Raw genomic sequence first — 11872 nt, forward strand, 5'->3', positions numbered from 1 at the left:
TTGTCTGGCTATAGACGACATTTTGTCTTAGTAAAGACGACACTTTGTCTGTTTAAGAACGACATATCGTTTACATGTCGTCTATGAGTGTTTATAATGAAATAAACACTCATAAGAAAGGTGGCATTTTTGTTGAATGAAATTGTAAAATATGAAAATAGTTTAAACGATGTAAGTTTTAGAAAATTCAATCCTAATGAATTAGATCTATTTTTTTCAATATGCTCAAAATTAAAAGATAAATACACACAAGAAATCGAATTTAGTTTTGAACAATTAAAAGAATTGAGCAATTATTCGCCGACATCTGTTAAACGGTTTATGAATGATTTAGATAAAACGTATACTAAAATGCTAGGTCTTACATATGGGGAACGTACAGAAACAAGAATAAAACGTTTTGTATTATTCACAAAGTTTGATATCAATGCAGATACACAAACTGTAAAAATTGGTATCAATAATGAATTTGAATTTCTCTTGAATGACTTTGAAATGTTTACTAAATTTGAGTTAAAGGAATTTACAGAAATTAATAGTTCTTATACAAAGACGATTTACCGTAAATTAAAACAATTTAAAGGTACAGGCTTCTACACAGTCTCGATTGAAGAATTTAAACGATTATTAGATATCCCTGAAAGTTATCGTATGTATGATATAGACAGAAGAATCCTTGAAAAAAGTATTAAGGAGTTAAAACCATTCTTTAAAAGTCTAAGTTATAAAAAAGAAAAAGCTAAAAAAGGAAACAAAATTGAAAGAATTAGTTTTATTTTTGAGGAAAAAAAACAAGTACAGGTTCCCTTATATGACTGGGTTAATAATAAAGAGATAAAAACACAATCTGAAAGATATAAGAGTGAAAAGTCCAAACAAGAAAAATTAAATACTAGTGTCGTTAGTTAGATTCATTTAAACTATTGTTATAACAACATTTAAGGTGGTTTTATTTATGAATAAGGATAGTAATTTTATAGAATACATATCGCCTAATGTCGCTGCGAAGAAATTAGGAATTGCAGTAACAACCTTGCGAAAATACTCTAGTTTGATTGAGAAAACGAGCGGAAACAAGTCTTATTTTAATCGTGATAGCAATAATAGTCGATTATATACAAATAGCGACGTATCGGTTTTGAAACGGGTGGTAGCGCTAAAAGTACGCCCTGATTTTTCCCTTGAAAAGTCAATTAAACAAGCATTATCAGAAAACGACGTATCGGACGTATCAGATACCGATACCCGTTTTGAGAGCGACACATCTAACGATATGCAATCGATTCAAGATGATAAAATCAAAAAATACGAGTCACTTATTAATCAACTAATTGAAAGTAACCTAAAACTGTCAGATCAATTAGAAGTTGCTATTGTAAAGTTAGAAAATCACGATAAAAAATTACTGGAACTAGAACAAAGTTCACCAGATAAAGTAAGTATATTTAATCGTATATTCAAAAAAAAATAATTATAATAATTTAGTATGTTTTGCCAATGTTTAAAAAAAGAACTCCCACCATTTTATTATGGCGGGAGTTCTTTCTTTAATTGGGATTATGTCTACCTAGTTATTACCATCTACAAGTAAAAACACAACCACCTGATGCCCCTCCGCCAGTAAGCCATTGCCAGAATGTCATAATAAGCTACTTCCTTTTATTATGAATTGATAGAATAAAGTTTATAACGTGTTATCAATTACTATTTGTTATTACTTCTTATTTGAATTTATCAACGATGTAAATAAATAGGAAGTATAGTAAAGAAAAGAAGATTGAGGTACTTATTATTAAAAGGGCCCCCTTTTTTTTACTTATGATTTCTTTTTTTTGTCCTATATAACTGATCATTATCATACATAAAAAGAGAAACAGTAAAAATAAAAGTGTACCTATACGGATGTAATTTTCAATATTCATATTCTATCCTCCCAATCTCTGTAATGAATAATTGTTCTAAACTACAACCATTAATATAATCGGTTTTATGTTAACTAAATTTTTAATTATTAATTATTTCTATTTTATTCTCAGTGACTAGGATAGCTTGATTATTATTTAGTCTATTGAGTGGCTGATTAAAATTTTTTTCGAATTGCACAAGTTTCTTTGTAATCTCTTTATCTCGGGTAATCATTTCTTTATAATGTGGAAATATTCTTACTGTAGTGAGACTTAGAGCAGTCAAATTTTTAACGTTAAACATGTTATCTTCAGGGTAAAGATAGTCCATTAAACTTAAATCAGGTCCCATAACAATAGAACCCGCACTCAACCCAATAATAGGAGTGCCGTTTGCTGCCATCTTTTTTATTATTTTATCAGCTCCACTCTTTTTTAAATGATACAGTAGAAAAAAAGGATAACCTCCATTCAAAAATATTAATTGATAATTCTTCAATAAGTGAGCATCTTGAAACTCGACATCCAAAAAATCTACCTTATCAACTCCTAATGCTAATAATTCACTCTTCACTTGTTGCATTTGAGGGTGCTTTTCTTTTTCTATAGGCCAAGAGGTTGAAATTATACAAGCATTGCATGAGTTAAAATTTCCATCAACTAAATCTAACGCAGCGTTCTTAATAGAATCAGTTGAAAATCCATAGGCAGTTAATAATAGTTTTTTCATGTATTTCTCCTTTTCATTTATTATATTCAATTGAACAACTGATAAATTTAAAATCCCAATCTAAAATTCAGTAAGGTTTCACTTATCTCATCTTCATTGATCCCGATATAGCGTTTGGTGATTTTCTCACTACTGTGGCCGAAGATTTCCATCAGTGTAGCCACGTCTTTGGTTTTCTTGTAATAGTGGTACCCAAACGTCTTACGCAGCGTGTGTGTGCCGATATCGTCTCTTCCTAACAGCTTAGCGACCTTTTGAAACATCTGATAGACCGTATTCACTTCCACATGACCGCCTTTGGTACTAGGAAACAAATAATCATCTGCTGTCAGGTCTTTCGTGTACTCCTGGATCAAGTCCTGCAGACTACTCAAATACAAAATCCGGGTTTTGCCTGTTTTTTTCTCGACAATACGCGGATTTTTTGAGGAAATCAGGTCTTGTTTCTTCAATTTGACGATATCAGACATGCGCAAACCGCTGTTAATGCCAATCAAAAACAGAAAAACATCCCGATCCGCGTTTTTATTGCGTCTTAAACAGAATAAAAAGTCGTTTATTTCTTGTTGTGTTCTTAATGGTTGGACGTTGTAACTCATTTAAAAGCCCTCTCCTTTCACAAAAGTGATACATGATTTTGTTTAGTATACCATATAATCATGTATTGGAGGGCGATATAAAAAAAGAACCCTATTGGAATAGGATTCCCGATACACGTTTTTATACAATTTCGTGTATTGAATAATCTGTTATTAAATAGAAGTGCAGAAGGTTTTATTTTAATGTATCTGTAGTTTTATGGATGAATAAAAATATATCTCAAGGATAATTACCTAGCTTTTTTAAAAAACTGTTCTAACTCTGCAAACACGCCGTTCTTGGAAATAAAAGAACTAAAAATTACAACAAATGAAAGAATTATAACTGGAGGAATAGTAGTCTCCCAAAGCATATAAAGAGTTACTACAAGATAAATAAGTGTAAATGCTATTCTTTTAACCCATTTCATCTTAACAGCTCCTTTCTGTGTATACTGAGTATAAATTTTTAAGCTACGTTTGTATATAATTTAAGCAATACTGTAATTATAACGTGTATTTAAACAACTCTTATTTGAAAAGGTTACGGATACACTATTTTATCTAATTTCATGTATTTAATATTTATAAAAAGCATTAGATAACTTAAAGGAACGATTGGCTATATAATTTAATTGATCTTTCCATATTGACTAAACAAAATAAGGTCACTATAACTACTGTGACCTTATAAATTAATTTAATTAGGAATAATTGAATTTATCTATTTTTGTACACTGTTAATATCCATATCTAATATTGGATATGGAAGTCAATTCTTTTAGTTTTTTAGATTGATAGTCTGATAGAGTAATTCCATCATTTCTGATTGCTTTAGAAATATCTAAGTTCATACGACTTAAAATCATAGGAATAGAAGCGCCCTTTTGTTCTAATTCTTCAAAATAATTCTCTAATACATTTTGTAGCGACTCGTTTTCTAAGTTTGTTTTTAAATCATCTAATAGATCAGTAATAATATTTGCTGCTTGTTTTGCTCGTTCATTTCCTCCGGAATACCATTTTGTTTTGCCCATAAAATATCGCTCCTTAATTATAGTCACACGTGAGTTTAGTTGCTATTGTACTTTCTTTATAGTCTATTGAAGTTAAACTATTTTTGCTAATATAGCGCAATTGTCGACACCTTAAATGGTAAGCATACTCTATTATAGTTCTGTATTAATTGTCCCTTCAATAAACTTATTTATTGATAATAAACAATTTAGAACTACTCTTTTTTTTAGTCTAGCTATTTATACATAACTTAAGTAGATTAAAAGTCATCTAATGACTCGTCAAAATGACTATTTTCAGTCAGATTGTTATAAAATGCTGCATATATACAATATACATATGGTTTTAACCATAGAAATCCGATTCCTAGAGATAGAATGCTTAAAATGCCCCAGCCAATAAAGCTTAACTGTAATACAAAGTATTCCCACTTATGGCCATCCATCATTTTTCTACTTTCTGTTATGCAATCGAGAGCAGATACTTTTCCATTTTCAGTTAGTATTTTTTGATCTTTATAAATGAAATAGGCTTGAGAATAAGATATTGTTTTTATAATTCCTGGTACGATAAAAAGAAATGCCCATAATAAGGTAAAAAATCCGGTGAAAATATAAATTAAAAACGTACCTAAAAAGTATTTTTTAGTGAATATTTGAAAAGCTTGTTTAACTGGTTCAATACGCATAGTTGGGTTTCTTAACCAATCTAAAAAAGTATATGAAATACCAATAGCAATAAACGTAGATAAGGCTCCAAAGATGGTAGACCAAAAGTCTTCAGTATATGATGACTCATACCTGTTAATATTCGTCCCTATATCAGAAAATAAACCGATTCTTTGCTGAATAAAGGAATAGGATAATAAAGTAATCGCTACCCCTATTATTGTTAAAATTATTGGTATAGCACTTAATAAAATGGCTTCTTTCCATCTGCCACGTAATACCTCTTTCACCTCCGCTTTTAATTCTTTTCGACTCTTATATCTTTCCAAAAAACCATTCCTCTCGCTACTTGTTTTTACCTATCTGTTTAGATTGAAATAATAGTAGGTATAAAATATTATTTCGAAGAAAATAAGTTATCTATTATGTGTACCATTCAAGAATAACCTTTCTAACCCCCTTCTAATCGACACCTTATTATCTACCAAATAGTCCTAATTTAATAGAACTTATTGGTTTCCATAGTAGCAACCAGTGGTCGCTACTGCTATTTTAGTTATTATTTCTTTCTATAAGAAAAATAATGATTGTAAAAAAGTAACCCTGTATTAACAAGGTTCTAGATACATATTTCTATGTAAAATAATGTATCCTAAAATGAAGAGAAGTTTGTCACAATAAGAATTAAGTAAAACTGAAAGGAATGATTAAGAATAGATATGTTTGTCTACTACATAACATAAATCATCGAGAAGGAGATTATTATAATGAGACAATTTACAAACGAAGAGATTAAAAAGTATCTAGAGGATACTAATGAAAATGTTATCCCTCTACAAGAAGTTCTAGGTAAATGTTTTATATGTGGTATACCACTTGATCAACTAGAACTTCCAGAAGGTCCAGAAAATCAGGTTGTTTGTTTAAAAGACAGAAGCTATTTTGTTGAATCATTTGACAGTTATGAAAACGCGGAAAGTGAACTAGAATTTGAACCTGAACTTTTAAAAAAAGATGAGTCTGGTTTGATTCCTGGTGAAATAATCTTACTTGCTTGGTGTAGTGGCAAAAATACTAAAAAAAGGATTCCTAACTACTTTTATAGTAGTTATGCTGTTGATGTTGCTACATCTATTGATAAACTACTTAATAAAAACTTTTTAGAATATGGTAACTATCATGAGCAGCTCAATGCCCTGACAGTTCCACAGTTAAGTGAATTACTAAAACATAATAAAATCAAGTCTAAAGGAATAAAGAAAGAGCTCGTACAACGACTATTAGATAACGACATACACCTTTCAAATATTCCTGAAGTTTTTAAGTTGACAGATGAGGGGGAGAAAATCCTTGAGTATAATGAACACATTGTATCAGCACATAAAGATAAATATTTCCCAGTTTATATGGCTACGAGATATAGGAAATCATTCCAGTATCCAATCCGTTTTGAAGAATTGAAACTAGGTGTATTAGATATTTTAATTGAAGAATACTCTAAAAAGAAATGGCTCTTTCCGCTTAGCTTTTCACTTAGCGAATGTTTAGAAGTGAAAGGGCACCATTTAGAATTTTACTACAAGAACTACGAACAAGCCCTTGTCTATTATCTATTACTGATAATAATCAACCTTTATGATGTAACTAGAAAAATTCGTTTTGGTGTAACAAGAGTTGATTATAGCGATATAGATAGATTAATTACTGTAGGTAATATAGATAAAAAGAAATTTGATTATTTGTTTGACCGAGCTTTAGGTTTATTTGATTTCGAGGGATATGATTTAGAGTTAATATTTTTAGACGAGATAGATGATCTTAGAGAGACTATTTGTAATATTGATTATATAAAGACTCAAGGATATATTGAAAAATATATTAGTGGTGACTTTTATATAGAACATAGTCCTGTTAAACACTATATGCTAATTTCTGATATTAAAAAATATTGAACTATTGAATTTAACATCCTAAAGATAAAAAAAACATATTTTAGCTTAGGTGGCTAACTTAATTATAAAATCCAGCAATAAAAGGTATACATTTAATTTTTTTCTGTCAATTATATCTACGGTATTAATAGCTATATTTTTTCTTTTTTAGGATGAATGAGAACCTTGATTGTACAAGATTCTGAATACACGATTATAAGCAATTTCATGTGTTGTAAATGGTGTTTTTTTTAAATATTCTAATTTTCCGCATTAGTTTAAATAATAGCAACCAATGGTTGCTGCTATGTAAACTAATCCGTTCTTTTCTAATATGTCAATTCAGTAAATAATTAGAAATACCCATTAGAGGACGGCTTGATTAAAGAGATACGTGTCCGAATATCAGTGGGATAATATATTTTAATTTAAATTACAGATAGGAGACAAACTGATTATGGATAAAAAAAACAGACAAACTTTTAAGAATATGTGTGTTAACTATAATGGGTTAACATTAATAGTGTCTAGATAAAGAAAAGAGGCGGTATCATTGTTTTTATATCAACCATTTTACGCGGTTTTATTAGGGATTTTTTATGTTGGAAGTATTTATTTATTAGTTAGAAAAGAAAAAAAGTATATTAATTATAGTCTTACTATATTGGCATGTATTCTTCAGTTATCATTTTTGTTTATCTGGTTCAGAGAATCTATCTTTTTAATGACTACCCAAAATGTAGGATTTCAAACATATGAACATTTTTCCAGATTTGTGACTACTTCCTATTTTGTATTGTTTATACCTCAGTTAGTTGTTTTTGCATGGTATGGAATAAAAAAAATAGGCGCTCAAGATCAATTCCTCTTATTGAAAAGAATATTCCAATTTTTTTATGTAGGTGCATTAGTTGGAATTTTAATATTGGGACAACTTGTTTTTGAAATTTTATATTATGGATTTGCTCCTTAAGGCATACTACTATCAAAAAAACTTAGTAATACAGGTTCTAAATACATTCATTCAAGCAAATTTATGCATGTATTAAAATTATTGATAATAGAATTAAGATTTTATCATTCTAATAAATACTTTTTTTATTGTTATAGCCTTATTTATGGGAGGTTTTTAAATGAAAAATAGAAGGAATTTAATTATTTTTTTCCTAGGATTTGTAATAAGAGGGATTATTTATATACTAGTATCATTATTACCTGTTTTAAATTGAAAAGGAGGGTTTATTTTGATAAATTACATAGTTTATCTTCTTGTTATACTAATGATAAGTTGGGATTTAGCTAGTATTTTCAAAGTTTTGTCAGGAAAATACACTTCTGTTTTTGTGCGTTATTTCACTGTGGCTTCTGCCTTTCAAGATCAACTCAAAAAATTATCTGAAAATAAAGAAAAAGAGAAAAAATTTAATTCATTAGTCATTTCAAACGAAATTTTACATATTTTAATTATTTTAATTTTGCTAGGTGGCTCTTTATCAAATCGTATTCCCAACATAGTATGGATTTGTCTTTTCTCTTATCATGCTATCTCCATGGTCATTCGTTACATTACCCGAAAGTTGTTGGAAAGTGATTCTTAAATAAATAGAAAAGTTCCTACAATCAGACTAAAGAGACAGATTGTGAGGAACTTTTTCTATTAACTATACAAATTTAACTTCAATAACTTTATCAAATGCTTTCGCGATATCATTCATCGTCTTAAACGTCACATTCATATTTCCGTTTTCAATACGTGCAATCGTAGATTGCGGCTTTTCAACTTTTTCGGCCAATTGTCTTTGGGTCAATCCTTCGGTTTCTCTCAACGTTCTTAAAGCAACAGCGACTTCTAAGCGTTCACTTTCACCCACAAAGGCTTCGTCAAAACTTTTATCTTTTGCACGTCGACGAGAAATGTAGCTACTTACTGTACTTGTCTCCATTCGTTATTCCTCCATAAATTTTTTTCGGATCTCACGCGCCCGTTTTTTCTCATTTTCGGGTGTTTTATCAGTTTTATTCGTAAAACCATGCGTAATAACATACCGGTTATCAACAACATGAAAATAAAAGACCCGTTGGATATTCGAACTTACTTTTGAGCGAAGCTCATAAAGATTCGTTTCTAGTTTTTTGATCCATTGATTTCTTGCGGCTACTGGTAAGCCATATTTTTCCGTTTTCTCAATCACCGCTAACAATTTTACAGCGTCTTTTTCAGGTAAAGAATCAAAAAAATCTTCAAACTCACTTGTGCCATCTGGCCGTTTAATATACTCAAATATAGGATTCGTCTTCATAGATATGTGATAGCATATATACTATCATAACTCAATCGATTTTGACGGTTTACTTTTTATGTAAGCCTCATTTTTCCGGATCAAACACCGGGAAAATCAAGCGCATAAAGGGCCATTTTTTTCGACGCCAACGCCGAAAAAAAACGGCTTGATCTTGCCAAAAAAAAGAGACCGAAATGCACACATTTCCAGTCTCTTTTTTGGCTCAAAACGGCCACGTTTTGACCGGGTTTACAGGGGGATTGGGGGAGCAGCGCGTCCCCCAACAAGGTCGTTTGCGCCACGAAGTGGCTAGCAAACATAGAGCTTGCCAAACCCCTTCAATCAATCTTACCACTGGAAACCGAAAGCGTTTTAGTGGTAAGATTGATTTCTGAACGACAGAGAAGAAAAACAGGGGGTGGGACGTTGAGCGAACGAGAGATTTTTGAGGACACTTCAGCTGAGAGAAACCCGAAGCGCAAAGAGCCGAAACAAATCAGCTTTCGAGTGAGCGAACCCGAATTTGAAAAGTTGAAGCGCTCCGCTGAAAGTTTGCAAATGAGTGTGCCGGCTTTTGTCAAAAGCAAGGCACAAGGGGCTAAGCTCGTGACACCAAAAGTGGACCGAGCAGGCGCAATTGAAATCGCCAAACAATTACGCGCGATTGGAAACAATATAAACCAGATGGCACGAGCCACAAATACGGCAGAACTCGATTCGAATTTAGCCGCCAACCTAACGGCTGAATTACAAAAGACACAAAAGGAGTTGAATCAACTATGGAAAAATCTAAATTAATCAACAGGAGATCAGTTCTACAACTTGTTTCGTTTGGTTTCGCCGTTTTTCTTATCCGAGTGGGAATGGATTATTTTTCGAATCAACCCATTGAGGGAGTAAAAATTGCCACAGAAGTGGTGTTAACCACTATTATTTACGGACTTCTAACGCTACTATTTGATTACTTTTCTAGAAAAAAAATGAAGAAAGGAAACTGATATGGCCACCATTAAATTAGCTCGCAGCACCAGTTGTTCCCGCTGCATTAACTACGCTGAACCGCGTGCAACCGTCAAAAGCGGCTTAAATTGTGATGTCAATTATGCCAAAACCCAAATGAAAGCCACCCGCATGATCTATGGAAAAGACGATAAGGTCCAAGCGCATACCCTTATTCAGTCATTTAAGCCCGGTGAGGTCACTCCGGAGCAAGCAAACGAACTAGGTTACGAATTAGCACAAAAAGTTGCTAGCGGTCACCAGGTGGCCATTTACACGCATACGGATAAAGATCATATCCATAATCATTTAGTCATTAATAGCGTCAATCTGGATACGGGTCTGAAATTTCAAGCGCATGGCGTGGAGGCAATCGAAAAGGTGAAAGAAATCAACGACGAAATTTGTTTGGCTCATGGTTTAACCGTTCCAGAAGAACCGGCCCAAATTCGCTACACTGCCGCAGAAAAAAGTATTCTAGAACGTCCAGGACAGAGCAGTTGGAAAGACGAAATTCGCGAAAAAATCGAACAAGCCAAACAAATCACGCCTAATTTTGACGCGTTTAAAGAAAAATTGGCTGAAAATGGCGTAAACGTGATTGAAAGAGGAAAAACAGTGACGTATCAACATGTAGCAGAAAATAAAAAAGTCCGCGCTAAAAAATTAGGCGCAGATTACGAAAAGGAGACTATTATTCATGACTTTGAGAGACAACTTGAACCAACAGGCACCGCAACAACCGAACAAAGAAAGCTTGAACCAGGATTTGCAGCAATTGATCCAAGTCTTGACCGAGATCCGGAACTACAGCGGAGCGACGCTGCAACAGAAAAGTTTGGAGAAAGCCAACCTGGAGAACAACTTACAAGAGATACAACAAGTGACAAATACAGTCCTGAACAGCTTCAACAGCAACTTGAAAAACTTAGAAGCCACACAGACCAACTACAACGAGACAGCTCAAAAGCAGTCAATCGAATCCTTGAAACACCTGAAAACGATCCTGAACGACCTGTTAGACAAAAACAAGACGGAAATCGCGAAGATTCAGCAAGAAATGAGCCAGAACAACGCCCAATTAAGCGAGATCAACCAAACCATCACCAAGACCATGGACCAAGTCTTTGAGAAATTAAATGCTGAAATCAAGCGAACCAATCAAAAACTAACCATGCGAACGGCTGCAACGAATTTATATGCGAGTGTCCCGACCGGTATCGTTGTTGTAGCGCTTATGTGGCTATTAAATACCTTTAATGTATGGTAAAAATTGGTACCATTGAGAAAATTTAGTGGTTTTAAAATACAAAAATGAAACAATTAGTAGAAATAGAGAGTTAAAATCAATTTAAAGCCACTAAAAACGACGTTAGATCCGTTTAAAGTTAACCAAAGGCCTTTTATAAGGTTTAAAATTAAAATTGAAATTAGAGCTGTTATTTTTGATTTAACACATGCAATGGTTCGAACCGTCGAGCGTAAGTCGAGACATTGAACGCTGCAGATGGTTTTGAACTATTAAAATTTTTTTTAGCCTGCGTAGCAAGGCTTCCTTATTTGTTGTTTAGATGTTGGGATATTTATTAATATTAATATATGCTATTTCTTTATATTAGTTTTAATAAAGTTTTAAAAGAGTTTTAAAGATAAAAGAGTTTTAGAGGTCGGTTTTGACATACTCCCACAAGGGATACAACTATAGTACAGACGACATTTTGTCTGTACTATAGACGACATTTTGTCTGCGTATAGACGACATT

General features: G+C 32.3%; 15 protein-coding genes. 8 read left to right on the plus strand and 7 right to left on the minus strand.

Annotation, left to right across the window (positions count from 1 at the left end):
• The first annotated feature begins 132 nt into the window (after nucleotides 1-132).
• On the plus strand, nucleotides 133-909 hold the full coding sequence (locus NST49_RS12530) for a replication initiation protein (protein WP_341049096.1): 777 nt from the start codon (nucleotides 133-135) through the stop codon (nucleotides 907-909).
• Nucleotides 910-955: 46 nt separating this feature from the next.
• On the plus strand, nucleotides 956-1471 hold the full coding sequence (locus NST49_RS12535) for a helix-turn-helix domain-containing protein (protein ID WP_341049097.1): 516 nt from the start codon (nucleotides 956-958) through the stop codon (nucleotides 1469-1471).
• Between the two features lie 533 nt (nucleotides 1472-2004).
• Here NST49_RS12535 and NST49_RS12540 read toward each other — a convergent pair.
• From NST49_RS12540 to NST49_RS12560, 5 genes are all read right to left on the minus strand, one after another.
• Nucleotides 2005-2634, minus strand: coding sequence for a Type 1 glutamine amidotransferase-like domain-containing protein (locus tag NST49_RS12540; RefSeq protein ID WP_341049099.1), 630 nt, complete (start codon nucleotides 2632-2634; stop codon nucleotides 2005-2007).
• 47 nt (nucleotides 2635-2681) lie between these two features.
• A complete protein-coding gene (locus tag NST49_RS12545; RefSeq protein WP_341049101.1) occupies nucleotides 2682-3233 on the minus strand; it encodes a tyrosine-type recombinase/integrase in 552 nt (183 codons plus the stop codon).
• A 230-nt stretch (nucleotides 3234-3463) separates the two neighbouring features.
• Nucleotides 3464-3643, minus strand: a complete 180-nt coding sequence (locus tag NST49_RS12550; protein ID WP_089974545.1) for a hypothetical protein — start codon at nucleotides 3641-3643, stop codon at nucleotides 3464-3466.
• 309 nt (nucleotides 3644-3952) lie between these two features.
• The gene (locus NST49_RS12555) at nucleotides 3953-4249 is read right to left on the minus strand and encodes a bacteriocin immunity protein (protein ID WP_034536171.1); all 297 of its coding nucleotides are present in this window, start codon (nucleotides 4247-4249) and stop codon (nucleotides 3953-3955) included.
• A 239-nt stretch (nucleotides 4250-4488) separates the two neighbouring features.
• Complete coding sequence (locus tag NST49_RS12560) at nucleotides 4489-5226, minus strand: DUF975 family protein (protein WP_034536266.1); 738 nt, start codon at nucleotides 5224-5226, stop codon at nucleotides 4489-4491.
• Nucleotides 5227-5664: 438 nt separating this feature from the next.
• Between NST49_RS12560 and NST49_RS12565 the strand changes: the two genes are divergently transcribed.
• The 3 genes from NST49_RS12565 to NST49_RS12575 all read left to right on the plus strand — a co-directional run bounded on the left by NST49_RS12565 (nucleotide 5665) and on the right by NST49_RS12575 (nucleotide 8426).
• Complete coding sequence (locus NST49_RS12565; protein WP_341049104.1) at nucleotides 5665-6849, plus strand: SAP domain-containing protein; 1185 nt, start codon at nucleotides 5665-5667, stop codon at nucleotides 6847-6849.
• 532 nt (nucleotides 6850-7381) lie between these two features.
• Nucleotides 7382-7801, plus strand: coding sequence for a hypothetical protein (locus NST49_RS12570; RefSeq protein ID WP_029277002.1), 420 nt, complete (start codon nucleotides 7382-7384; stop codon nucleotides 7799-7801).
• Nucleotides 7802-8072: 271 nt separating this feature from the next.
• Nucleotides 8073-8426 (plus strand): hypothetical protein, encoded by a 354-nt coding sequence (locus NST49_RS12575; protein ID WP_341049106.1) that lies wholly within the window; start codon nucleotides 8073-8075, stop codon nucleotides 8424-8426.
• Nucleotides 8427-8489: 63 nt separating this feature from the next.
• Here NST49_RS12575 and NST49_RS12580 read toward each other — a convergent pair whose 3' ends face one another.
• On the minus strand, nucleotides 8490-8771 hold the full coding sequence (locus NST49_RS12580; RefSeq protein WP_029276999.1) for a helix-turn-helix transcriptional regulator: 282 nt from the start codon (nucleotides 8769-8771) through the stop codon (nucleotides 8490-8492).
• A gap of 3 nt (nucleotides 8772-8774) precedes the next feature.
• A complete protein-coding gene (locus NST49_RS12585) occupies nucleotides 8775-9128 on the minus strand; it encodes a type II toxin-antitoxin system RelE/ParE family toxin (protein ID WP_341049107.1) in 354 nt (117 codons plus the stop codon).
• Between the two features lie 408 nt (nucleotides 9129-9536).
• On the opposite strand from NST49_RS12585, the gene NST49_RS12590 reads away from it, so the two are divergent.
• From NST49_RS12590 to NST49_RS12600, 3 genes are read left to right on the plus strand one after another with little or no spacing between them, the layout of a single operon-like run.
• Nucleotides 9537-9908 (plus strand): MobC family plasmid mobilization relaxosome protein, encoded by a 372-nt coding sequence (locus NST49_RS12590; protein ID WP_341049108.1) that lies wholly within the window; start codon nucleotides 9537-9539, stop codon nucleotides 9906-9908.
• Nucleotides 9890-10108, plus strand: a complete 219-nt coding sequence (locus NST49_RS12595) for a hypothetical protein (RefSeq protein ID WP_007725653.1) — start codon at nucleotides 9890-9892, stop codon at nucleotides 10106-10108. Before NST49_RS12590 ends, NST49_RS12595 begins: the two co-directional genes overlap by 19 nt.
• Before the next feature lies 1 nt (nucleotide 10109).
• On the plus strand, nucleotides 10110-11240 hold the full coding sequence (locus tag NST49_RS12600; RefSeq protein WP_341049109.1) for a relaxase/mobilization nuclease domain-containing protein: 1131 nt from the start codon (nucleotides 10110-10112) through the stop codon (nucleotides 11238-11240).
• Nucleotides 11241-11872 lie beyond the last annotated feature (632 nt).

Source organism: Carnobacterium sp. FSL W8-0810 (assembly GCF_038007125.1).
Classification (GTDB): Bacteria; Bacillota; Bacilli; order Lactobacillales; family Carnobacteriaceae; genus Carnobacterium_B; species Carnobacterium_B inhibens.